Here is a 22,865-nt window from a genome sequence, read left to right as displayed (position 1 = left end):
CACGACGATGACCACCCGCCTGAACCCGATCACCACCCCGCGCCAAGAACTTCGCGCACAAATGGCCCGGCGCAACAAGGAAGCGGCACTAGCCGCCTTCATCGGCAAGAAGGCCGAGATCGACGAGATGCTCGCCCGCCTGCAGGCGCTCAGCGACGACCATTTCAATTGCGCCCCCGACGAGGCGGGCTGGGCGATGGTCGGCACCCTCGAACACTACGCCAGCCTCCTGAAGCGCATCACCGACAGCGCCTTTGGCGAGGGCGAGCACGCCCGCTGATCTTCGGCACCGCCGGAACTCCCGCCGCGCCAACGCGCGGCTCGGGGTCGTAGAAGGCGCCGCATGTCGCGGGCCCGAATACGGAGACGACCCCATGACGAAGATTTCCGATACGCAAGCCATCATCCTCAGCGCCGCCGCACAGCGCGAGGACCGCATCGCGCTTCCGCTCCCCGACAGCCTGCGCGGCGGCGCCGCCGCCAAGGTGGTCGGAGCGATGCTCACCAGGGGCTTCCTCGAAGAGGTCGAGGCCGACATTCGCAACGGCGAACCCATGTGGCGCGAGACCGGCGATGGCCACGGCGTCACGCTGGTGGCCACCGACGCGGGCCTCGCCGCCATCGGCATCGAGCCCGAGGACGCGAACACCGCGCCTGCGGGCGCGACGGACGCGCCTTCCGAGGAGTCCGCGCCGACAACCCCCACTCAGCCCGCAGCCGCGCCCAAGGCGCGCACGCCGCGCGAGGGCACCAAGCAGGCCACCCTGATCGCCATGCTGCGCGCACCGGACGGCGCGACCATAGAGGAGATCATGGCCGCGACGGGCTGGCAGTCGCACACGGTGCGTGGCGCGATGGCCGGGGCGCTGAAGAAGAAACTCGGGCTCGAGGTGACCTCGGAGAAGGTCGAGGATCGGGGGCGGGTCTATAGCCTGCCGCGCGACTAGCGTAGCGCACCACACCGGTCGAAATGCCGCCGTCCCTCGGGGCGGCGGCTTCTTTGTCTCAAAGCGAAATGTTCCAGTAGTCGAGCACCTTGAGGACATCATCCCGAGGATAATGCGGGCCAGCGGATGCTAGATCCTTGCAAATGGAGGCCTTCCTGCGTTCTGCAGCGTCCTTGATCCGCGCCGAGAACTTGGCCGTGCCAAGAGGGAGCGAGGGCCGATCAGGCTTCGGCCAGCTTTCCGGGTAAGCGTCCCAATCCGACCATTCCGCCACCTGCCGCTCGTTGTCTGCGACCTCCTCATGGTCACAAGACCAACCGTAGAGTTGCAACGCGCATACCCGCAGCATCATCTTTACTTCGGTCATGACGTCCGTGAATGCCTTTAGTGGCGTGGGGAGAAGGACCATATTCGCCACACAGGAAAAGAAGCGTCGATCCTGCACCACCGTATTACTGATCTGATAAGCGGCATCATCCACACCCCATATATGGCAGCATGACCAGTTTGGCCGTTCCCCGGCACGAAGGCCCAGTGCGAGCGTCAGAGCCTTGTTCGCGTGAATGTTTCCTTCGAATTTGTGGATGATCGCGCCCGTTTGCCGATTACGGTTCATCTGCGGCTCGGACCAGTTCGCCTTATAGAACAGGGCTCGTCGCGCGTGTTCTGGATACCAGACGGGAAGATACTCGAATGTTCGCGGGTCGACCCATCGCGCAGTCCTCTCGATCAACCCCATCACATCTGCGAGGCCGAGCTCTCGCCGCAACGCCTCTAGGCCGTCTGGAAGCAAGTCGGCGGCGTCGCTGTTTCCTTCTTCCTTTTGGTTCTGCAGCACTACAATCTCAATCCCAAATCTCTGGGCGGCAAATTAGATCAGCCGCCGTCTCCAACTCGGAGAAACCATAGGATCTGAGTGGTATAGCGGCAACTTCGAAACCGCTTGGTAGTGATCGGCCTAAAGCTGGTGTTTCTTGTCCATGGCGAATCGGATCGCCTCGAACACCCGCCGCAAGGCGAAGGAACGAGCTATCGACACGACCGTGAACACCGCCCCCAACTTCAGGTTCTGCGCCAGTGTCGTGTGCAGCCCGAAGACCGGGAAGATCAGGATCTGCGTGACGACGGCGACGCCGTAGCCGACGAGCACGTTGGCGATGGACTCGACCAGCGACATGAGGCGCGACTGCTTCATGCCGCTGCCTCATCCATCTGCCAGCAGTTCAACCGCCAGAGTTCGAAGCGCAAGCGCCGCAACCAAGGGGACCACGCCGTTGCCACAGAGGCGAAGCCGGTCCACCCGGTGGGCCAGCCCATCAGCGCCTCGACGAACAGCGGGTTCAAGGTCCGGCGCGCGTCGGAGGCATCGCTCCCAACCATCGGCATCACCAGGACCTGGCGGCCAAGCAGTCCGTTCACCGGCGTGTTGGCAAGGCTCGTCGCCCCGTCCTTGTGATCGCGCGCTGTCGGCGTCATCCACATTCCGGCCGCGTGTGTCAGATCGGCCGTCTTGCGGTTGCCCGCGCTCGGCTTGCATCCGTCCGTCGCCATCGGCGTCGGCCAATCCCGCGCCATCAGGTCCAGACCTTTCTCGTCGCGCCTGTCGCCGCCCCGGCTTCGAAAGCTGTCGATCTGCGGCGTGGGCCACATCGCGGCCGTCGTCGCGAGATTCATCCCGTGCTGGCCCGCCGCCTGCGAGGGCGTCGGTTTCGTCTGCCGGTTCTCGTTGGCGCTGGCCCTCGGCGTCGGCCATAGCCGCAACAGTTCCGTCCGGTTCCCGCCGCTCGACCGGGTGCCAGAGCAGGCGCGCGGGGTCGGCCAGCTCGTCGCCCTCGCGGATGGCGAGAATGAAGAGCCGCTCGCGCTTGTGGGGCGCGCCGACCTCCGCCGCCGTGAAGAGGCCTGCCGCAAGGCGGTAGCCCATGCCGACCAGTCCGCCGGCGACTTCGGGGAAGCCGAGGCGGAGATGATGGGCGACATTCTCGAGGAACACGAAAGGCGGTTTGATTTCGCCGATGACGCGAGCGACGTGCGGCCAGAGGTGGCGCGGGTCGTCCGCGCCCCGGCGCTTGCCCGCGACCGAGAACGGCTGGCACGGATAGCCCGCAGTGACGATGTCCACCGCGCCGCGCCAAGGGCGGCCGTCGAAGGTTCCAACATCGTCCCAGACAACAGCCTGATCCAGGGACGCGTCTTCCATCCGCGCCACGAGAGTGGCTGCGGCGTAGGTTTCCCGTTCGACATGGCCCACAGCACGATATCCGGGGAGGGCGATGGCGAGCCCGAGATCGAGACCGCCCGCGCCGGAGCAGAGGGAGAGGCCGAACAGACATGCGTCTCCGGCTCCGGAAGCGTCTCTGGAGGAAGGTAAAGCCAGGTCATGCATGTCACGCGGCGGTCTGGCGCTTTCGCGCGGGTTCGGGTTCGGCGTCCGTGTCCGGCGTATCGGTGTCGTCGCCCAGCCGCTCGGTTCTCACCTGCGCGAAGGTCCGGCCGTCGCCGTCGAGGATCGCGTCCTTGCCGGTTTCGGCCTGCCAGCGTTCAACGGCGACATCGATGTAGGCCGGGCTGATTTCCATTGCGAAGATGCGGCGGCCGTTGGCTTCGCCCGCCATGATCTGTGAGCCGGAGCCCGAGAACGGCTCGTAGCAGAGGCCGCCCCGCGCAACATGTTGGCGCATCGGGATGCCGAAGGCGTCGAGCGGTTTCGGCGTCGGGTGGTCGGGCCGCTCATCCTTGGCGAAGGACGGCATCTCCCACGTTGAGGGCAGCGTCTGTTCGGCCACCTTCGGCGGGCGGTTCGGGCGGCGCCAGCCCATGAAGCAGGGTTCGTGCTTCCAGAGGTAGTGCGACCGGGTCAGGACCCCGCGGTCCTTCACCCAGATGATCTGCTGATGCACGAAGGCACCGGCCTTTTCCCAGCAGGCTTCCAGCATCGCCTGGCGGCGCGATGCGTGCCAGCAGTACCAGGCGGCGTCCTCAGTGATGGCCTCCGCCACGGCCGCCGAGATGAACCCGTCGTAGAGCTCGGCGCCCTGCGAACTGTCGTCCCAGGTCGTGCCGTAGGACGCCGACCAATCCTTGTTGCGGGTCGGATGGTTCGAGCCGTCGTAGTCGACGAGATACGGCGGATCGGTCGCGAACAGGATCGCGCGCTCGCCATTCATCAGGCGGCGCACATCCGCAGCGCTGGTGCTGTCGCCACAGAGCAGCCTGTGGTTGCCGAGGATCCACAGATCGCCCTTGCGCGACGCCGGATTGCGTGGCAGTTCGGGGATGGTCACCGGCGGCACGGAGCCCCCGGCGCTACCCTCTTCACCGTCCCCCTCCGGCACGAAGGCCAGCAGCTTGTCGAGTTCGCCATCGGAGAACCCGACCAGCGACAGGTCAAAATCGTCGGCCAGCAGGTCGTTCAGCTCCGCCGACAGCAGCGCCTCGTCCCAGGTGCCCAGCTCCGTCAGCTTGTTGTCCGCAATCCGGTACGCCCGGCGCTGCGCCTCGGTCAGGTGCCCGAGCACTATCACCGGCGCTTCGGTCAGTCCAAGCTGGGTTGCTGCCAGCACGCGCCCGTGGCCCGCGATCAGCTCTCCGTCCTCGGCGACGAGGCAAGGCACTGTCCAGCCGAACTCGGCCATGCTGGCGGCAATCTTCGCGACCTGGTCCGGCCCGTGCGCCTTCGCGTTCTTCGCGTAGGGCTGCAGGCGCGACAGCGGCCACGTCTCGATCGCGTCCGGGGCGAAGCTCAGCGTCATGGTGGGCAAGGTTCCTCGGTCGGGTGGATGCCGATGGCTTCCGGACTCCGGATGCCGGGCTGGACTCCAGACGGGGTCCAGCGGCCACCAGCGGTGTCCGGTCGGAAGGCCAGCGTTCATTGGTGTTTGCGCGTGGGGTAAGTGGGTCCGGCTTCCGGGTGGCTTCCCAAAAATCCGGCCCTGTCGCTGGCGATGTCCCGCGCTTCGCCCGCCAGCATACGAATATCGCCAGGAAGGAACCGGGCACTGCCGTGGGCTGGACCCCGGCCGGACCCTCGCTGGATACCGGGGTCCAGAAGGCCCCGTTAACGCAAAGGGGAGAGCGAGCCTTCCAGCGCACTCTCCCCATCTTGCCTTCGGAATAGCATGGATCTGTTGCATATGTCGAAGGAAAAAGTGTTGCAACACATTGGATTCACTGCGAATTCAGGCGCGCGGCGATCTTGGTCAGCGCCAGTTGCCAGCGACGCCAAGCCGTCGTGCGGTCGCAGCCGAGCTCGCCGCTGATCTGCTTCCACGGCACACGGGCCGCGCGCGACCAGACCAGCTTGCGCTCCGCCTCCTCGATCCAGAGCACCCAGTCGAAGGTCTGCTCGAGCCGGGTGATCGCGGCGGCCGAGGGCCACACGCGCATCGGATGCGGCTCCATCGCCGCGATCTCGCGGCTGGTCCGCACGATGTCGGGCCAGGTGTTGAAGTAGCCCTGCGCCTTCACCGGCGGCAGCTTGCGCAGCGTGCGGAACGCCTCCTCGAAATGATCGGCGACGCAGTCGGCGGTCCATTCGCGATCAGCCATGGCGCGCCTCCCTGTCGGAAGGACGCGGGCCGTAGAGCTTCTCGCCCAACTGGCGGACCAGTTCACGCTCGGGCCAGGTGAGGCGGTCGTCATCGGCGGAGACCGCGAGGACGCCCTGTTCCCGCCAGCCCTCGCGCTTGACCTGTTCGGGATCCCGGCGTCGGCCGCCGTATCCGTGGGGGTGCCATCTCATGCGACACCTCCCTTCGTCTCGATCGCCCAGAGCAGGATGGCGATGGCGTCGGCCTCGTTGTCGTCGGCCGGGCTGAAGCCGCGGGCGCGGACGGCGGCAACCATCGTGGCCTTGTCGGCGTTGCCCTTGCCTGCGGCATGACGCTTGATCGTGCCGACCGGGACGCCCTCGTAGGGCACGCCGCGCAGCTCGGCCCATGCGGTCAGCGTGGCCATGAGCCCGCCGTAGATGTGGCTCGCGTCGGTGCCCGCGTGGCGGCGGACCTCCTCGAACCAGATCGCCGCAACCGGACCGGAAAGCCGGTCGATCTCGGTCAGCCAGTTCGTGAAGCGCAGGTAGCGCATGCCACCGCCGTCGAAGCGGCCGGGACGCAGCGAGACGGTGCCGCTGGTGATCAGCCCGTCATGGCCGCGGATCGCCCAGCCGGTCGAGGTGCCGAGGTCGAGCGCGAGGATGCAGCGGTTGCGGGGGGTGTCGAGCGGCAGCGATTCAAACCTTGCGCCGTCGGATTTCGGGATCAGAGTCGGCTGAGCCATGATGGGTCTCCTTTGCCGGGGGCCTGTGGTGGTGGAAGACGACGGCGGTCTGGTGCTTGGCGGTACGGGGCCGCCGTCGTCGGATCGGAGAGCACAAGGGAGCGTCACGGCGGCGCGCGCGGCTGGCCCGGACGTATGGGAGGAGTGGCCAACCCTGTGGGGTGGCCCTCCCATACGTAGTATGGGGGTTTGACACCTAACTGATCCGGGGAGGACAAGTGGCTGAAATCATTGTGGAATAAGACTTCATGAAGTCTTCGGGCATGAGTTAGGGACCTGACTCTTATTTTCTGGTAACCCGTTGTTTTCGTTGAGTGCACAGTTGGCGCTGTCATATGAGTCAGGCCTCACTCATATGAGTTAGGTCGTCCTCGAGCCCCTCCGGGTAGACCCAGACGGCGGGGTTTTCGACCTGCAGGCAGAGCCCGGATTGGGGGCACTTGAAGTGGCTGGGCAGGACCGGACGGGCGGTTGTGGTGACCTCGCCAGTGTCTGGATCGACATGCTCGACGGGCGCGCCGAACTGCATGCCCTCGACGCAGAGATAGCCGAACCGCGACCGGGTGACGGGGAAGCCGAACCCCGAGGGGTCGCGCAGGAACTTCACGAAGCCCTTGGTCGCCAGCACGCTGAGGCGCTCGCGGATCGTGTGCTTGCTGCCCAGACCGCCCCGGTTCTCGAAGGTCTCGGCGAACTGCATGGCGGTTTAGAGGCGCTCGCTCGCCGCCTCATCCAGCAGCATGCCGAGGATGACATCGTGCTTGCGGAGCCGTTCGGCATCGAGTTTGGCGCCGACCTCCTTGCGCACCAGGCGCTCATTCATCGGGTTCAGCTCGACCCACTCGCCCTTCACCTTGTCGATCAGCTTGCCCGGCAGCGCGGGGCCGTTGCGCAGTTCCATCTCCAGTCTGCGGACGGTGCTGTCCTCGTCGGGCCGGTGCATGAGCAGCCCCGAGGTGTAGAAGCCGCGCAGCGCGCTGGCGCCGGAGAGGGCAAGGAAGGGATCGTCCTTGACCTGGTGCTTGCTGGCCTTGCGGGTGTGGTGGGCGAGGATGACGCCCGCGTCCGGATTGACGGCATCGCGGAGAAGCTCCACCCGGTCCTTCAGGAAGAACATCATGGCGGTGTTGTCGTTCTCGCCGCCGCCCTCGGGTCCGCCGTCGAAGAGATTGCGGATCGGGTCGATGACGATGATGTCGGGCGGCGCGTCGGCGAATGCGGCCCGGATCGCCTCGGCCACGCGGGCGACGCCCTCCGCGTCGAGCAGCAGCTTCAGCTTCGGTGTGGCGATGAAGGTGTCGCGCGCGGCGGCGATCACGGTGGCGGGCAGCGCGATCTGCTGCATGCGCTCGCGCAGGTAGTGATACTGGATCTCCGCCTGAAGGTAGAACACGCGGAGCGGCCGGGGCGGCGTGAAACCGAGGAACGGCACGCCCGCCGCCATGTGGACGAGCCAGCTGATCAGGAAGTCGCTCTTGCCGACCTTGGGCGCGCCGCCCAGCACCAGGAGACCGCCCGGCGTCAGCACGCGCGGCCCGATGACGTCCTCGGGCATGGGGCTCGTATCGTCGAGCAGAGCGCCGAGGCTGAACGTCGGCAGCGGGCTGGCCGGGGCGTCGATGCGGGCTGTGCGCAGGAGCGGCGGGCCGTTGCGCTTCACATGCAGCTCCCAGAGGCGTTCGGACTCGGCCATCAGCCGATCGAGCGGCCAGGACGGGCGCAGCATGGCGGCGTTGTAGCCGCAGATCGCCTCCCAGCCCGCGAACGGGTCGAGGCGGCCCTCGTGCACCAGGCGCACGTAATGGCCGATGGCGGCACTGGCCCCCTGGAACCGCGACCAGTCGTCGACCGCGCCTTCGCGCACCGGCGTGGTGAGCACCGCGTCGATGCCGGGCTTGGCCTGCGGGGCCGAGACGTCGCTGGCGAAGCCCACGCCGGGCAGCGGCGGCATCTCGGCGACCCGTTCGGCGAAATCCACAAGGTCCACCTCGACGTCGCGATGTTGGCGGATCTGCACGAGGCGTTGATGGCCATGCTTGTGATAGACGGTGCCCGGCACCCGGATCGGCTGGTGTGCCGAGCGGAAATGCGTGTCGCCGCCGACCTTCACGGCGATCTCGCCCCGCAGGCGGCAGAGGGTGGTTAGCTCTTCGCTCTCGGCGGGTTCGGTCAGTTTCCACCAGACATGGAGCTTCGCCGCGCCCTCGGGCGTGCGCCCGCCGCTTTCGATGATGAGCGTCGGCGCGCCGAGGTGGCGGGTGACATGGTCCAGCTTGGCCGGGATGTCGCCCGCGTCGAGATCGACCACGATGGCCTGCATCTGCAGCACATCGGCGGCGCGGGCCTGGCCCTGCTCCTCGACTGTGCCGGGGATGACATAGACGGCCGCCCCTTCGCGGTTCGCCCATCCGGCGAAGGTTGCGAGTTTCTCGGGCGCGGTGTCGTCGGCCGGGTTCCAGATGTTGTGCGGCTTGCCGTCCCGGCCCTGACCCTTGTCGACGAAGCCGCGTAGCGGGATCAGCCCCTCGCACCAGCTGAATACCGTGTCGAGGAAGACGGCGATCTGCTCGGGGTCGGGGTCGCAGCCGAACGGGTTCTCGGACGGTGGCCCGTCATTGAAGTCCATCCACGGGTTGAAGTGCAGGATGCCGTCGTCGCTCATGCCGGCAGCCCCCAGCAGCGCTCGGCCCACGGGCAGAAGCGGCATTCGAAGAAGTCGGGCGTGGTGGCGATGCGCGGAAGCAACTCGCCCGCATCGGTCGCCTGAAGGATCCGCACGCCCCGGTCGGACATGCGCTGCGCGAGATCGGCGTCGAAAGGCACCAGTTCGTGGTGCATCTCGGCCGTGTCCTTGTTGATCGCGGTGAAGAGCGCGGGCGCGGCCGAGATGCCGGGGACCGTTCCTTCCATGTAGGCCTGGTAGAGCGCGATCTGGGCGGCGTAGACCGGCTTGGATTTCCTCACGCCGTCCTTGACGCAGGCGCGCCAGTTCTTGGCGTTCATGGTCTTGCATTCCCACAGTGCGGGGACGGCGAGACCGAAACCCTCGGGCCCGGCGGCGATGATACCATCGACATGGCCGCGGATGCGCCCGCCTGCGACCGAGAAGCCGAACTGGCCGCCATCGGGCCGGTTGCCCTTGCGGGTGTAGAGGTCGAACCCGGCGCCGCGCAGCCAGGCGACGGCCAGATCTTCGAGCGCGTGGCCGATGGCGAAGATGCGCAGCGACTGGCCCGAGAAGTCCTTACCCTCGTCCTTCGGCGTCGCCGTGAACTCGAACTGCAGCGCCCGCTCGCAGGCATGGCCGAGGCGCGAGCCGCCGAGATAGTCGCGGGGCGGCCGCGTGGCCTGATCGGCGGTGAGCGCCCGATCGACGGCGGCGTTGACCTGCTCCGCGAAACTGGGCCGATGATTATAATCGAGGGTCAAAACGGCACCTCCGGCGTCTGCGCCCGGGCGATGTCGGACATGGCCTCGCGGAAGCCCTCGACGGCTTCCTCGATCAGCGCGCGCACCTGCGCCTCGGTCAGATCCGCAAGTGGGGTGGCCCAGCCGATCTCGTCCATCAGCAGCGCCACGCGCTTCATGGTGGCGGTGATCGCGGCGCGCTCCTCCTCGGTCAGGTCAACCATGGCGAAACGCTCCCGCGCCAAACGCGTCCAGAAGGACTGGCAGGGCATCGAGCAGAACCAGACCGAAGGCCGGGGCTGCTTCGACCGGTGCGGATCGAACCAGCCAAAACCACGGGTGTGTTGCCGGCAGACAGCACAGAGCGTCCCACGCGGATGCCAGAGCCGCCGCCGGTCCTCGGCCTTGATGGTGGTGCAGGTGGACATGGGTCATGCCGCCCTCCGTTCGGGGCTGGCCGCGCTGTCGATCAGCTGGCGGATGGCGCGCTTGTTGAAGCCGAAGGTCATCAGCGCGGAGGCGCGGTAGCGCGTCAGGCCGAAGTCATGGCGGCACTCGGGCGGCAGGTACTGGAGCTGCTTTTCGGTTGGCGGCTGGCGGAGCCAGGAACGGGTCTTGAAGGCGCTTTCGTCGGTCTCGTGGGTGTTCAGCCAGTCGTCCGCCTGTGCGAGGCAGACCGTGCGTTCGCCCACGCCCAGCAGATGCGGGCGCTCGCCCTTCGCCCCGCCGATGGCGTACCAGACCCCATCCAGCCAGAAGATGCCGCCCCAGGCTGCGAAGCCCGTGGCCATCAGCGCGTCGTCCGTGCCGTAAAGGTCGACCCACGCGAAGCTGGACCGCTTCAGCAGGTCGATCTCGGTCATCATGAAGCCCGACAGCGGCGCGGCACCGCCACCTTCACCGGCCTCTTCGTCCTCGCGCGGGAACACCTCGCCGCAAAGCGGGCATTCGGTGGCGGCCAGCGGGATCGCCGCCTCGCAGGTCGGGCAGGTTTTGGTCGGCGCCTCGCCAGTCTCGGTCTTGCCGTCGAGATCGACATCCTGTTCCAGCGTGCCGTGGATCAGGCTCGACGTCCCGAAATCCAGCACGACGCAGTCGGTCTTGACGATGCCGGGATGTTCCTCGGGATCGACGGTGCGCAGCCCGCGCCCGACCATCTGGATCATCGTGGACTTGTAGGAACTCGGCCGAAGCAGCACGACGCAGGAGGTGGGTGGATGGTCCCAGCCCTCGGTCAGCACCGCGACGTTGACGACGACGCGGATGTCCCCCGCCGCGTAGTCGGCGAGGATCGCCTTGCGGGTCTCGGCCGCCAGATCGCCGTGGATCAGCGCGGCGGAAACGCCAACTGCCCTGAACGCGTCGGTGACGTGTTCGGCATGCGCGACGGTGGAGCAGAACACTACGGTCTGCCGGTCGCCCGCCTTCTCCTTCCAGTGCCGGATCACCTCGTCGGTGACGGGGGCGCGGTCCATGATGCCGGCCACCTCTGCCATGTCGAAATCCGACATGGTCTTGCGGACAGAACGCAGCTCGTCCTGCACGCCCACGTCGATGACGAAGGTGCGCGGCGGCACGAGATGGCCCGAGGCGATCAGCTCGCCCAGCCGCACCTGATCGGCGACATTGTCGAAGACCTCGCGCAGGCCCTTCCTGTCGCCCCGGTTCGGCGTCGCCGTGACCCCGAAGATCCGGGCGTCGGGATTGGCCTCGCGCACCCGATCGATGATGCGGCGGTAGCTGTCGGCGACGGCATGGTGCGCCTCATCCACGACCAGCAGGTCGAGACGCGGCATGTCGGCCAGGTTCGAAGCCCGCGCCAGCGTCGGCACCATGGCGAAGGCGACCTGGCCGCCCCAGGACTTCTCCGTGGCGTCGATGACCGAGGTGGCGACGCCCGGCACCACGCGCTGGAACTTGGCGCGGTTCTGCGCCGTCAGCTCGTCGCGATGGGCGAGCACGCAGGCCTTCGCGCCGTCGCCGATCATCTCGCCGGTGACCGCCGAGAGCATGATGGTCTTGCCCGCACCGGTGGGCGCCACGCCCAGTGTGTTGCCGCGGGAAGCGAGCGCAGCCACGCTGCGCTCGACGAAGGTCTTCTGGCGGGGGCGCAGGCGCATGGCCGGTCTCCCCCTTACTGCGCCCAGCTCGGCCGACCGGCGGTGCCGGAGGCGGACGCGGGCTGGCTGGGCTGGGTGGTCGTGGTGGGCTGCTGCGGGGCGTGGCCCTGCGCCGGGGCGGCGGCGAGCTGAGGCGCGACCGTGCCCATCAGCCCGGCATAGTCACGGTGATCGGGGGTGACCGCGGCGCGGATCTCGTTCTTGTCCTCGCCGTTGGTGTCGGTGCCGATGTCGATGCGCGCGACAAACTCGACGCCGTCGAGGTCGCCGAACCCGTTGATGCGGCGGCGCGCCTGCGCCTCCGGCGAGTTGTCCTTGTCCGACACGCCGCGCGCGGAGTTGAGGATACCGCGGATCAGGCCGCGCCCCATGTTCGCCCAGTCCGGGCCCTTCGGGCTGTAGAGGCCGATCAGCGACCAGACCTTGCGGCGGGCATAGGGCCCTTCGAGCACCGTGTATTCGGCGTCGAGATAGACGGCGCCGGTGGCTGCGCGGCGCGCCCAGCCGCCGGTCCAGCCCTGCGAGGGGTCGTCGAAGCCGCCGGGGCGGAGCGTCAGGCGCACCTTGGCGAGCGTGCCCTTCGGGATGACGTTGGTGTTGGATTGCGCGGAGTTGAAGTCGTTCCAGGGTCCGGACATTGCGCGGCTCCTTTCAGTTGGAGGCTGGGACGCGCAGCGGCGTCAGAAGGGAAAAGCCACCCCGGCGACCGGATCGGGACACCGGGCGTGGCGAGATGCGCTTAGCCATGGCCGGGCTCCTGCGCGGGCGCGGGATCGCCCGGGATCACCGGCGGCCAGGTCAGGCGTTCGGAGGCTGGCGCCGCGGGACGCTGGATCTTCTCCATCAGCCGGCCGAGATGCGGGGCCTCGACCCTGTCGAGGCGGCCGGAACGGTCCTTGGCCGGATAGCCCCAGGGGTTCAGCGTCTGGCAGACGAAGGCGCGCTGCGGCTGGCCGCCCGGGTCCGGGATGTCGGCCATGGTGATGACCTGATCGACGATGCCCGGCAGTTCGAGCCCGGTCTTCGAGCCGTCGATCTGCGGCTGGAAGACCTTGCGGTTGAAGTCGTCGATCCGCTCGTCAAGGATGCCGACGAACCAGACATGCTTGCCGCGCGTGTGCTGCAGATGGGTCAGCCAGCCGATCATCTCGCGGCCATGCAGCCCGTAGGCGCCGCGGATGTCGGGCTTGCCGGCCTTCTCGGAGAACGCCTCGGGCTGGCCGCGGCACCACTGGAAGCAGAGCCGCCCGGCCACGGTGATCGAGTCGATGAAGACGGTCTCGTATTTCCCGATCACCGCGGGATCGCCGTATCGGCCGCAGACCTCGTCGAAATGCGCCTGGCTGTAGGGTTGGTCCTCGCGCAGCGCCGGGTTCGGCCCGCCGATGAACACGGCGAAATCGCGGCATTCCTTCCAGGTGCGGGGCCGGAGCGTGTCGATCTCCAGGCCCTCGACCGCCAGATCCCCGGCCTCGAGATCGAGGAAAAGCGTGGTCGAGGCGTTCAGCGTCCAGAGCAGGCTGGTCTTTCCGATGCCGGACCGGCCGAAGATGACGCCCTTGATCCCCTTGCGCTGCGCGAGCCGTTCGTCGGCGCCGATGATCGGGAGGGCCATCACTGGCCCTCCTTCTTCATCACCGCCGCGGCGGCGCGATCTGCGCCGATGCACCCCGCCTCGCGGGCGAGCTTGTAGAGCCGCTTCAGCGCGTCGGCGCGGCGGTAGGCGGCCGAGCTCTCCCGCTCCGCCTCCACGATCGCGAAGGCGATCTCGTCGACGCTCGCCTCGACGACCGGCAGCGGCTCGCGCGGCTCGTCACCGGCGCGCTGCGGGAAGGCGATGGTTTCGGGGAGGTCTTCGAGCGCGTAGCTCGCCTTGCGAAGACGGGTGATGTCGTCCGGTTGGTCCGGCATGGCGTTTCTCCGTGGGATGATGTGATCGAGGAGGCGCATCAGGCGGCTTCGCGGACGTCGGCCGCGGGCTCGGCGACGTAGATCGCCAGTAGCGGCGTCCCGTCGGCATGGGCGCCGGCGTCCTCGATCTGGTAGTTGCGGTTGGGCTCGCAGACCTCGGTCAGCTCCCAGCGGCGATAGAGCCCCGGGAGACGCCTGAAATCCTCGAGCGACAGATCGGCAGTGCGGTTCATGCGTGTCTGCTTTCGGTTGGAGGGAAGGCGCTCGGGGCGCTCGAATGGGAAAAGCCACCGGCGGGACCGGATCGGGACATCGGTTCAGGGGATTTCCTCGAGGGCGTCGTGCAGCCGGCGCATGGCGCGCTGGTACCGCTTGCGGGCGGCGGCCTCGGTCAGGCCTAGTTCGACGGCGACTTCGGCCTGGGAGAAGCCCTCGATCGCCACGCGGATCACCAGCAGGGCGTCATCGCCGAGCAGCTTCCGCACGGCGCCGTTCAGCCGTGCGTACCCGGCCGCGCCGATCCCGCTGTCGCCGCTGTCCGCCACCTCGTCGGGATCGGCGCCGCTGGCGAGATGTTCGCGTGTCTGGTCGCGCTGGCGCACGCGGATCATGTCGCGCTCGACATTCCGCAGCACTGTGGCCGCGATCCAGTTGACACGCCCGAGGTCGAGGCCGCGGACAGCCTCGGTGGTGCGCGCCAGAACATCGGATGCGACCTCGTCGGCGGTGCCGATCCTGCGCCAGATCGACCGGCGCCGGATGGCGTCGAGGCCGGGCCAGAGTGCCAGCAACAGCAGCGTCAGGGCGCAGTCGGACGCGGGTCCGTCGCCCTGCGCCGCCCTGACGAGCGCGGAGAGGATCACGTTCTTCTGGCCCTGATCGCCGGGCGTGCGGTGCAGCCCATCCAGCAGGGCCGCTGGATCCCGGAACGGTGCGAGGGCGGCCTGCGCACGCCTGACGGCGTCGAAACTGCGCTGGAAGTGAAGGTTGGAGGAAGATTGCATGAGGTGATCACGGATCTCGTGCCACGCGAAGGACATCGGACGCCTGCCTTGCGGCCAGGCGTCCGGCGCCTTCTCGTGGCCAGGTCAGGACGTCGCGCGTCTCTGCGATTTCAGTGGGTTGGGTGAATGCGCGCGTCAGCGCGCGGGCGCGGCCGCGTGGTTCAGCGTGCCGCAGCCCCGGCAGGTGGCCTGAACCGGAAAGCCCACGAGATACTCGTGCCCCCGCGCGAAGCGCAGGTGCATGCGGCCGTCCCGGCAGACGCCGAGCAGCTTGTCACAGCGCGTGCAGCGCCATTCCGAGTTGGAGGTGGTGGGCTTGGTCGTCGCGGCGCCGGACCAGTTCGTCGTGGCTGCCTCGCGCGAGGGGAAGGGAGTCGGCATGGAAGTGCTCCTCTATGTGGAGCCCTTCCAATAATCAGCGGTTTGTTAGACCGTCCCCCTTCGCATGTTAGACCGTTGTTAGACGGGTTCCTCGACCGGGGCTTCGGCCGCGTCTTTGACTGGCTGTGCATCGACGACCAGCAGGCGCCAGTATCCCCGTTTCGCACCCGCGCCGATGTAGACGCCGCGGATGCTGTCCCAGGTTTCCTTCCGGAATGCCTGCTGCGGACTGCGCGATCCAAGCCCGTCCATCAGCTGCTTGACCTGAACATCGGGGCTGCCAGCCTTGTCAGCGGCGACCAGACGTTCGAAGATCGTGATCTGATCCGCACCCGTCAGCGCGAGCGATGTCTTGCCGGGAATGTGCAATGTCGCCGATTGCGTACCCGATCGCAGGACCTGCGGCGTCGCACCGCCGCGCGCCAGCGAACGATTGGTTCGGTAGGCGAGTTCGAGCGCATCTCTGGAGAGAAGAAGTTCGTCGGTGCCGGTTGACGTGCAGCCAGAAACGGGAACGACGAGGTTCGGCCCGAGGTAGCCTGGCCCGTCAGTGCTCGCCGACAGCACGATCCCGACGCCGGCCGCGTTGCGCGCGCGCATCAGCTGATCTAGGCGCGAAATCGTCTTGAGGTCGTGGAGGCGGCGGGCAAAGTAGATCGGAACATCGGCACCGTCGATCCGCATGGACCCGAGCATCGACAGGTCCGGATCGAGCACCTGCGCAGCAAGTTTGTTCAACATCGGCTTCAGAAGCCCAACCACGGTTTCGTGCAGCCACTCGCGGTTGATCTCGTACATCTCGAGATCAGATGTTGGCCTCAGCCCCCCATCTTTTCCGAAAGCACCGACAACGCGCGACATGTCCTCAGTGCCGGACGGCTTGACCTCGGCTTCCCCGCCCATGTCGTCATCGTCGATGAGCACGATGTCCTGCCGCCCCCGCCGGTCGAGAAGACCGCCTTGGATCATGCGGTCCGGATCGAGACCGAGTTCGCGCAGATGCTCTCCGCTGACATCATCCTCGGTCCGGTCATGAAGCATGACCAGTTGCGGGAATATCCCGCGCAGGTCGGTGGGCTCGATCTGCTTGAAGGCGCTGAGAATGCCCCAGGCATCGAGAAGCGCGAACCCGAGGTTGCGCTCATCCGGATCCTTGTTGCTCTGGAGGTTGCAGCTCTTCGAGCCGGAAATGGTGATGTTGAGCGTGCGCACCTTTTCGTCACCGATGCGATTGTAGCTGACGGCGATCCCCACGCGGCTGAAGCCATCGGCGCGGCGGAAGATGTTGTTGGGCTTCAGATATCGGTCGGCGACCTCCTCGATGTCGTTGTCGGCCGCCACCTTCAGAAGAAGCTTCCGGCTCCATGAGCCAAGGCGGATTTCAGCCTCGAGGACGCGCGCGTCCGTGATCTCGTATCCAGAGATACGCGGCAGATCGAGCCGCAGCGAACTGCGGAAACGCGAAAGGTTGTAGCGCTTCCAGGTCAGCGGCTTCTGCGAAATGTCGTGCCCCAGCGCCTCCTCAGCGAACGACCCGGCAACGCCCTGCCGCACGACCGGACTGTCCGCGCAGACCTCGATCTGTCGGATGGCGGGTGTGTAGATGAGAGTGGCCTCGTTCGGCGGACGATAATAGATCGTGCCCCGACGCCCGTCGTCACGATGGTCATGGACGCTCGAGAGCGGCCCGCCGTGGCGAACGATCAGCATGATCGACGCTGGGTGCGCGGCAGTGGCGGGCAAATCCAGCGCCTTCACCGTGCAGGCCGTCTTGAGTTGCAGAACCGACGTGATCTTCGCGGCCAGAGCTTTCTCGTCGATCGACCCCGAATTGAGGTTGACCGCCTTTTCCAGTTCCACCTCGAAGGCATCGTAAAGCTTGCCATAGTCCCTGAATTTGCGGGCGAAATGGAAACTCTCGGCGTCCTCGAATGTTTGGCGGGCATTCAGAAATGCCCAGATGCTCTTGCAGAGCGGATCGGGTTGCCGATCAAACTCGAGCGTTTGCGCATCGCCGAGTTGTTGTTCGGTGATTGCCGTGAGCGAATCGATACCCTTACCTTCGGCGAGTGCCAGGACGCGGCGTGATCTCTGCTCGGCGGGCCGCAACTCGTCTGCATCGAATTTCGACAGGATCTGCAACAGGCTCTGCCGAAATCCGTGAGCCAATTCCTCGTCCGAGGGATCTGGAATATCAGTGGGCAGGCCGAAATCGGGCTCGTTGTCGCCCTCTCGCACCGCGAGGACAGCCCGGACGAGGTCAATGCGGGCATCCTCGATCAGGCTATGGATGTGCGGGCCAACCGGGGATGCCTTTCGCGCCATGAAACCACCTCAACGAATACATTCTCTTGATTGATTCAACTTCCGATAATCGTGGACAAAACCGCACCCTGCAAGACCCGATGTTCTTAACCTGTTCGCATCGAGGAAGCTCGTGGCGCTGTCATGTCCCGTCTCTATCGGCCGGATGGCTTTTGATCGGTAGCAACTCCACCGAACACGGCCGATCCCCGCATGAAACGCCCCAATCCGCTCCCGCCCGACCAGATGACGCCCGCAGAGCGCCGCACTGAGCTTTGCGGCCTGCTCGCCCTCGGCCTGGTCCGCTTGATGCAGCGAGAGCGGGGCGAACCTTCTGACGATACAGGAGAAATTCGCCTACACTATCCGGTCGACCGATGCCGTCATGCAACCCCGAACCCAACGGAGACCGCATGACGACGCACGATCCCATTCCCGCGCGCCTGGCAGCGCTGAAGACCACGCCGACACCCGACCTGAAAAAGCAGTGGCGCGAGTTGTTCGACAGCGAACCGCCGCCGTTCAATCGGCGCTACCTTGAATCCCGTCTGGCCTACCGCATCCAGGAACTCGCCTATGGCGGGCTGAAGCCGGAAACCATCCGGCGGCTGGAACGGCTGGGCGAGGAACTGGACGGCGGCGACAAGAAGAAGCGCGGAATGCGCCTCGACCGCCACCGCCCCATCACCGGCACGCGCCTCCTGCGCGAATGGCAGGGCGTCGAACAGGTCGTCACCGTCACAGCCGACGGCTTCGAATGGCGGGGGCGGCCCTACATGTCGCTTTCGGCCATCGCGCGCGCGATCACCGGCACCCGCTGGAACGGCTGGGTCTTCTTCGGTCTCAAGAACCACAGGGGCCGGACATGACGAAACCTGTCGTTCGCAAGCTACGCTGCGCGGTCTACACCCGAAAATCCTCCGAAGAAGGACTGGAGCAGGAATTCAACTCGCTCCACGCACAGCGCGAGGCCTGCGAGGCGTACATCGCCAGCCAGCGGTCTGAGGGCTGGGTGCTGGTCCGCGATCAGTATGACGACGGCGGCATACCGGGCGGCACGCTGGAACGCCCCGGCCTGAAGCGACTGATGGCCGACATCGAGGACGGGCTGGTCGATGTGGTCGTGGTCTACAAGATCGACCGCCTCAGCCGCTCGCTGGCCGACTTCGCCAAGCTGGTCGAGGTTTTCGACCGAAACAGCGTCACGTTCGTCTCGGTCACGCAGTCCTTCAACACGACGACTTCCATGGGCCGACTGACGCTGAACATCCTGCTGTCCTTCGCCCAGTTCGAGCGCGAGGTCACGGCCGAGCGCATCCGGGACAAGGTCGCGGCGAGCCGGAAGAAGGGCATGTGGATGGGTGGGGTGCCGCCCTTCGGCTACCGGGTGGAAAACCGCAAGCTGCTGGTTGACGAGACCGCTGCTGCGCATGTGCGTTGGATCTTCGCTCGCTTCATCGAGATCGGATCCTGCACGGTGCTGGCCAGCGAGGTCGGCGTGCGTGGCCTCGGCACACCACATGGCAACCGGATCGACAAGAAGTACCTCTACCGGATGCTGAGCAATCGCGCCTACCTCGGCGAGGCGGTCCACAAGGGCGACAGCTATCCCGGTGAGCACGATGCGATCATCGACCGCGAGACGTGGGACAAGGTTCACGCCATCCTGCAGGAAAGCCCGCGCAAGCGCGCCGCGCGCACTCGAGCCGACACCCCCGCGCTCCTGAAGGGGCTCCTCTATGGTCCGGACGGCGCGGCCTTCTCGCCAACGCACACCCGCAAGGGCGGGCGGCTGTACCGCTACTACGTCAGCCAGACGGTGCTGAAGCATGGCGCCGGGTCGTGCCCCGTGGGCCGCGTGCCAGCGGGGGAGATCGAGGCCGCCGTCATTGGCCAGCTGCGCGCCGTGTTCCGCCAGCCCGAGATCGTGGCAGGCACTTGGAGGGCAGCGCGGGCGCAGGACGGTGACATCACCGAGGCCAACGCCCGCGCCGCCCTGCAGCAGCTCGATCCGCTGTGGAATGAACTGTTCCCCGCCGAGCAGGCGCGCATCGTGGCACTGCTGGTCGAGCGCGTGGACATCGGCACCGACGGCCTGAACGTCCGGCTCCGCGTGGATGGTCTCGGCGGCCTCGCGCGCGAAATGATGGCCGGCGACGTGGGCGCGGCGGCATGACCCGCGGGACCCCGATCCCCGAGACCGTGACACTTCACGTCCCGTTCAAATTGGTAAAGCGCGGCGGACGAAAGGAGATGCAGATGCCCGAGGGCGCTGCACAGCCGCGCAGGACGGACAACACGCTGGTCAAGGCGCTGGCGCGCGCCTTCCGCTGGAAGCGGATGCTGGAATCCGGCGAGTTCATGACCATTACCGAACTGGCCGAGCGCGAGGGGATCGCGCCGTCCTATATGACCCGCGTACTGCGTCTGACGCTGCTCGCACCCGACATCATCGAGGCGATCCTGGACGGAAAGCAGGGGCCGGGGGTTAATTTGGGTGGGGCGCTTGAACCGTTTCCAGTCGAGTGGTCGGGGCAGTCCTGCCTTTTCCACGGAGGCGCGCGCACCTAACAGAAGTTTGCCTTGCAGACAGTTTTTTGCTGCACTAAACGTACTGAATGGCAAGACCGAAGGGACGGACAAAGACAGCCAGGGTAACGATAAACCTGGACGAGCGAGCATACGCAATGTTGCTCGCGCTGGCTGAACGCGACGATGCTCCAGTTGCACAAATTGCTCGCCGAGCCGTAGCTGACTTTCTGAGTCGGGTAGAACCATCAATAGATCAAGGCACACTCCCGCTAGTGCGCCCACAACGAGAAGAAAAATAATGGCGCATGGGGCACATGAAACTTTACAGGCAGACTTGGAAAATTGGCCGGACCCTGCTTGTACTGAGGACGCTATCAAGTCGTCGCTAGGGGCTATTGATTGGGGCTTCGCAGATCGGAGGAGTCATAGCGAAATCGAAGGGATTCATCCATATCCCGCAAAATTCATTGCCGAGATACCGCGCGCAATTTTGAGTTCCTTGCCAATTCCAAAATCAACTGCGGTCCTTGACCCATTTTGCGGCAGCGGAAGCACTTTGGTCGAAAGTCAGCGGCTTGGGATCCCAGCGGTTGGGATAGATCTAAATCCGATCGCCTGCCTGATGTCTCGTGTAAAAACGACTTCGTGCCCCGTAGATCTCGAGCAGCACGCCGCACGAATCGTTAGAAGTTCAAGAGGAGCTCCGAAACACGACGTCCCGGAGATTCCGAATCTTGATCACTGGTTCTCACCAGGTGTGCAAATTGAGATTAACAAGATCGCCACTGCAGTAAACTCGGCCGCGAGTGAAGTGCAAGATTGCCTAAGGCTCGCGCTCTCAAGCATCATTGTTCGTGTGTCGAACCAAGAGAGCGACACACGGTATGCTGCGGTGGACAAGAACATTGCCCCTGAGACAGTTCCAGCTCTTTTCCTGCGCGCTACCGGTCGGATCAATGTCGCGCTGCAAAACCGCGAATACGAATTGAGCCCGGTGGACGTGATCGAAGGGGACATTCTGAAGGTCGAGCCGCGCGAGATCGGGCAGCCCGTAGGCTTGGTCGTTACGTCTCCTCCTTATCCGAACGCTTACGAGTATTGGCTCTACCACAAGTACCGCATGTGGTGGCTAGGTTATGACCCCCTGAAGGTTAAGGCTGATGAGATTGGAGCGAGAGCTCACTTTTTTAAGAAAAACCATCACACCGCTGAAGATTTTGCGCGTCAAATGAGGCAAACATTACATCTGCTGGATAACGTAGTAGTGAAGGGCGGCTTCGTTGGATTCGTAGTGGGCCGCTCGAAAATTCACGGCAAGCTGCATGACAATGCGGAAATCATAAACGACGAGGCATCAGCTATTGGGTTCAAGCCGTTTTTTGTGACTGATCGCATTCTGTCCGCAAGCAGGAAGTCCTTCAATCTTTCGCATGCTAACATAAAAACCGAAACTATTTTAATTCTGCGCAAGGAGGTCGAGTAATGCGCCTCCGGTGGCACGACTACAAATACTATCCGTATGAAAGGGAACTGGCTTCTAGAGAGGCCTCTTCACTCATTGGATTCTCAGAGTTACATGAGGCCCAGGATGGGATCGAGCTGCAGGACACAGCGGACCATACTAACGCCGATCGCCTAACTTACTTCAAAGGGTATCAAAACGGCGGCGGCTTTGTTCCTACGACGCAGTCTGAATTGGAGAGTGCTGCAAGGAACGGAAGGAACAGGCAAGCTACTCGCTATTCGGTTCACGGGCTTCACGAGTACAAGGGAAAGTTCAATCCTCAGGTAGCTAGGGCACTTCTCAACATCTTTCAGGTGACACCTGGCCAAGTTGTGCTTGATCCGTTCTGTGGCAGCGGCACTACGTTGGTAGAGTGCTCGCACCTTGGGATAGACGCAGTCGGTACGGACATAAATCCGCTAGCAGTGTTTCTCTCTAACGCGAAGCTTTCCGCCCTATCTGCGCCCGTTGAATTGCTACAAAAGGTGCAGAAAGAAATTTCAGATCAGCTATTGTCCAACAGTAGACCTTCTTGCCTGAAATCGTCCGACGAGCGGCAGAAATATTTGTTGGGTTGGTTCGATCAGGAAATATACGTTGAAATCGAAAACATGCGAAAAGTGATCCTCGATATCGCTGGCGATTTTTCGCCGATATTTCTTGCGATTGCCAGCAACCTGCTCCGCGATTACTCGCAACAGGATCCCCGTGACCTCAGGATACGTCGAAGAACATCGCCTCTGCCCTCCGAGTCTTATACCAAGGCGTTTTTGAGCGCAGTCTCGCAAGTGCTCGGGCGGATCTTCGCAACGCGCGAGGTAATTGGGACCGGAGCGACATCAGGTCGAGCACTTCTTTGTGACGTGTCGGAACTGATGCAAGATGACTGTCAGCAGAGGTTCGACGCCGCCATCACCAGCCCTCCTTATGCCATGGCGCTGCCGTACATTGACACGCAGCGGCTTTCATTGGTCTGGCTTGAGCTTCTGCCTGCCGATCAAATTCTTGAACTCGAAGCAACGCTGATCGGCAGTCGCGAGCTACGTGGAAGCTCGAAGCGTGAGCTTCCTAAAGCTATGGCTACCAACGAGGCCGATTTGCCGGCAGACGAGCATGATCTTTGCCTGACGCTCGCCACCTCGCTCGGTGAGAGCGATGGCTTTCGCCGACGCGCCGTGCCGTCGCTGCTCTACAGATACTTCGCAGCGATGAAGACCAATTTCCACTCGGTAAATGCTCTCATGAAAGCGGGAACACCCTACGCTTTGATTGTCGGGCACAATCACACGACCATCGGGGGGCTTCGCTACGATATTGACACTCCATCGCACTTGGCAAACCTGGCGGTATCCGTTGGATGGAGCATCGATGAACTAATTCCGCTGCAGACCTACAAGCGATATGGGTATCATGTGAGCAATGCAGTCGCGGCTGAAACGCTGATAATTCTCCGAAAAACATAGTCCGTCTGTTGGGA

The 22,865-nt window shown here is 64.9% G+C and carries 26 protein-coding genes and 1 pseudogene; 7 read left to right on the top strand and 20 right to left on the bottom strand.

The genetic code is table 11. The features are described from left to right. Nucleotides 1–7: 7 nt before the first annotated feature. A complete protein-coding gene (locus ACP159_RS08940; RefSeq protein WP_425099326.1) occupies nucleotides 8–280 on the top strand; it encodes a hypothetical protein in 273 nt (90 codons plus the stop codon). Nucleotides 281–374: 94 nt separating this feature from the next. Beyond that, complete coding sequence (locus ACP159_RS08935) at nucleotides 375–947, top strand: DUF3489 domain-containing protein (RefSeq protein WP_425099325.1); 573 nt, start codon at nucleotides 375–377, stop codon at nucleotides 945–947. A 58-nt stretch (nucleotides 948–1,005) separates the two neighbouring features. On the opposite strand, the gene ACP159_RS08930 is transcribed toward ACP159_RS08935, so the two are convergent. The 20 genes and pseudogenes from ACP159_RS08930 to ACP159_RS08835 all read right to left on the bottom strand — a co-directional run bounded on the left by ACP159_RS08930 (nucleotide 1,006) and on the right by ACP159_RS08835 (nucleotide 17,373). Further along, on the bottom strand, nucleotides 1,006–1,785 hold the full coding sequence (locus tag ACP159_RS08930) for a hypothetical protein (protein WP_425099324.1): 780 nt from the start codon (nucleotides 1,783–1,785) through the stop codon (nucleotides 1,006–1,008). Nucleotides 1,786–1,905: 120 nt separating this feature from the next. Further along, on the bottom strand, nucleotides 1,906–2,142 hold the full coding sequence (locus ACP159_RS08925) for a DUF7220 family protein (protein WP_425099323.1): 237 nt from the start codon (nucleotides 2,140–2,142) through the stop codon (nucleotides 1,906–1,908). Further along, nucleotides 2,139–2,708 (bottom strand): hypothetical protein, encoded by a 570-nt coding sequence (locus ACP159_RS08920; RefSeq protein ID WP_425099367.1) that lies wholly within the window; start codon nucleotides 2,706–2,708, stop codon nucleotides 2,139–2,141. The genes ACP159_RS08925 and ACP159_RS08920 overlap by 4 nt, the downstream gene beginning before the upstream one ends. A gap of 115 nt (nucleotides 2,709–2,823) precedes the next feature. Continuing rightward, nucleotides 2,824–3,333 (bottom strand): annotated as a pseudogene (locus ACP159_RS08915) (DNA cytosine methyltransferase); the annotation flags it as partial. Nucleotide 3,334: 1 nt separating this feature from the next. Further along, nucleotides 3,335–4,699 (bottom strand): site-specific DNA-methyltransferase, encoded by a 1,365-nt coding sequence (locus tag ACP159_RS08910; protein ID WP_425099322.1) that lies wholly within the window; start codon nucleotides 4,697–4,699, stop codon nucleotides 3,335–3,337. Between the two features lie 415 nt (nucleotides 4,700–5,114). After that, nucleotides 5,115–5,495 (bottom strand): DUF6362 family protein, encoded by a 381-nt coding sequence (locus ACP159_RS08905; RefSeq protein ID WP_425099321.1) that lies wholly within the window; start codon nucleotides 5,493–5,495, stop codon nucleotides 5,115–5,117. Beyond that, a complete protein-coding gene (locus tag ACP159_RS08900; protein WP_071796301.1) occupies nucleotides 5,488–5,688 on the bottom strand; it encodes a hypothetical protein in 201 nt (66 codons plus the stop codon). The genes ACP159_RS08905 and ACP159_RS08900 overlap by 8 nt, the downstream gene beginning before the upstream one ends. Next, on the bottom strand, nucleotides 5,685–6,224 hold the full coding sequence (locus ACP159_RS08895; RefSeq protein ID WP_425099320.1) for a crossover junction endodeoxyribonuclease RuvC: 540 nt from the start codon (nucleotides 6,222–6,224) through the stop codon (nucleotides 5,685–5,687). The genes ACP159_RS08900 and ACP159_RS08895 overlap by 4 nt, the downstream gene beginning before the upstream one ends. A 340-nt stretch (nucleotides 6,225–6,564) precedes the next feature. After that, nucleotides 6,565–6,924: a hypothetical protein gene (locus ACP159_RS08890; RefSeq protein WP_425099319.1), complete on the bottom strand. Its 360-nt coding sequence runs from the start codon at nucleotides 6,922–6,924 to the stop codon at nucleotides 6,565–6,567. A gap of 6 nt (nucleotides 6,925–6,930) precedes the next feature. After that, nucleotides 6,931–8,931 carry an AAA family ATPase gene (locus ACP159_RS08885; RefSeq protein ID WP_425099318.1) on the bottom strand — a complete coding sequence of 667 codons (2,001 nt, stop codon included), beginning with the start codon at nucleotides 8,929–8,931 and terminating at the stop codon, nucleotides 6,931–6,933. Continuing rightward, nucleotides 8,883–9,653 carry a hypothetical protein gene (locus tag ACP159_RS08880; RefSeq protein ID WP_425099317.1) on the bottom strand — a complete coding sequence of 257 codons (771 nt, stop codon included), beginning with the start codon at nucleotides 9,651–9,653 and terminating at the stop codon, nucleotides 8,883–8,885. The genes ACP159_RS08885 and ACP159_RS08880 overlap by 49 nt, the downstream gene beginning before the upstream one ends. Then, complete coding sequence (locus ACP159_RS08875; protein WP_425099316.1) at nucleotides 9,650–10,060, bottom strand: DUF6511 domain-containing protein; 411 nt, start codon at nucleotides 10,058–10,060, stop codon at nucleotides 9,650–9,652. Before ACP159_RS08875 ends, ACP159_RS08880 begins: the two co-directional genes overlap by 4 nt. Nucleotides 10,061–10,063: 3 nt before the next feature. Next, entirely contained in the window at nucleotides 10,064–11,752 is a 1,689-nt protein-coding gene (locus ACP159_RS08870; protein ID WP_425099315.1) for a DEAD/DEAH box helicase, read from the bottom strand. 14 nt (nucleotides 11,753–11,766) lie between these two features. Then, nucleotides 11,767–12,390: a hypothetical protein gene (locus ACP159_RS08865; RefSeq protein WP_425099314.1), complete on the bottom strand. Its 624-nt coding sequence runs from the start codon at nucleotides 12,388–12,390 to the stop codon at nucleotides 11,767–11,769. A gap of 101 nt (nucleotides 12,391–12,491) precedes the next feature. Next, nucleotides 12,492–13,367, bottom strand: coding sequence for an ATP-binding protein (locus tag ACP159_RS08860; protein ID WP_425099313.1), 876 nt, complete (start codon nucleotides 13,365–13,367; stop codon nucleotides 12,492–12,494). Next, nucleotides 13,367–13,702 carry a hypothetical protein gene (locus tag ACP159_RS08855; RefSeq protein WP_425099312.1) on the bottom strand — a complete coding sequence of 112 codons (336 nt, stop codon included), beginning with the start codon at nucleotides 13,700–13,702 and terminating at the stop codon, nucleotides 13,367–13,369. Before ACP159_RS08855 ends, ACP159_RS08860 begins: the two co-directional genes overlap by 1 nt. Next, nucleotides 13,702–13,896, bottom strand: coding sequence for a hypothetical protein (locus ACP159_RS08850; RefSeq protein WP_425099311.1), 195 nt, complete (start codon nucleotides 13,894–13,896; stop codon nucleotides 13,702–13,704). Before ACP159_RS08850 ends, ACP159_RS08855 begins: the two co-directional genes overlap by 1 nt. A gap of 84 nt (nucleotides 13,897–13,980) precedes the next feature. After that, nucleotides 13,981–14,667, bottom strand: coding sequence for an RNA polymerase sigma factor (locus ACP159_RS08845; protein WP_425099310.1), 687 nt, complete (start codon nucleotides 14,665–14,667; stop codon nucleotides 13,981–13,983). Between the two features lie 135 nt (nucleotides 14,668–14,802). Continuing rightward, the gene (locus tag ACP159_RS08840; RefSeq protein ID WP_425099309.1) at nucleotides 14,803–15,048 is read right to left on the bottom strand and encodes a hypothetical protein; all 246 of its coding nucleotides are present in this window, start codon (nucleotides 15,046–15,048) and stop codon (nucleotides 14,803–14,805) included. 78 nt (nucleotides 15,049–15,126) lie between these two features. Next, nucleotides 15,127–17,373: a hypothetical protein gene (locus ACP159_RS08835; RefSeq protein WP_425099308.1), complete on the bottom strand. Its 2,247-nt coding sequence runs from the start codon at nucleotides 17,371–17,373 to the stop codon at nucleotides 15,127–15,129. 392 nt (nucleotides 17,374–17,765) lie between these two features. Here ACP159_RS08835 and ACP159_RS08830 point away from each other — a divergent pair, with 392 nt between their 5' ends. The 5 genes from ACP159_RS08830 to ACP159_RS08810 all read left to right on the top strand — a co-directional run bounded on the left by ACP159_RS08830 (nucleotide 17,766) and on the right by ACP159_RS08810 (nucleotide 22,851). After that, nucleotides 17,766–18,221: a DUF2924 domain-containing protein gene (locus ACP159_RS08830; protein ID WP_425099307.1), complete on the top strand. Its 456-nt coding sequence runs from the start codon at nucleotides 17,766–17,768 to the stop codon at nucleotides 18,219–18,221. After that, nucleotides 18,218–19,528, top strand: coding sequence for a recombinase family protein (locus ACP159_RS08825; protein WP_425099306.1), 1,311 nt, complete (start codon nucleotides 18,218–18,220; stop codon nucleotides 19,526–19,528). Before ACP159_RS08830 ends, ACP159_RS08825 begins: the two co-directional genes overlap by 4 nt. Continuing rightward, complete coding sequence (locus tag ACP159_RS08820; protein ID WP_425099305.1) at nucleotides 19,525–19,923, top strand: hypothetical protein; 399 nt, start codon at nucleotides 19,525–19,527, stop codon at nucleotides 19,921–19,923. Before ACP159_RS08825 ends, ACP159_RS08820 begins: the two co-directional genes overlap by 4 nt. 259 nt (nucleotides 19,924–20,182) lie before the next feature. Then, the gene (locus ACP159_RS08815; protein WP_425099304.1) at nucleotides 20,183–21,367 is read left to right on the top strand and encodes a DNA methyltransferase; all 1,185 of its coding nucleotides are present in this window, start codon (nucleotides 20,183–20,185) and stop codon (nucleotides 21,365–21,367) included. Further along, a complete protein-coding gene (locus ACP159_RS08810) occupies nucleotides 21,367–22,851 on the top strand; it encodes a TRM11 family SAM-dependent methyltransferase (RefSeq protein WP_425099303.1) in 1,485 nt (494 codons plus the stop codon). The genes ACP159_RS08815 and ACP159_RS08810 overlap by 1 nt, the downstream gene beginning before the upstream one ends. Nucleotides 22,852–22,865 lie beyond the last annotated feature (14 nt).

The sequence above is a fragment of the Tropicibacter sp. S64 genome (genome assembly GCF_049803835.1).
In the GTDB taxonomy this organism is placed as follows: domain Bacteria; phylum Pseudomonadota; class Alphaproteobacteria; order Rhodobacterales; family Rhodobacteraceae; genus Pacificoceanicola.
This window is presented reverse-complemented; position numbering and strand designations above follow the sequence as displayed.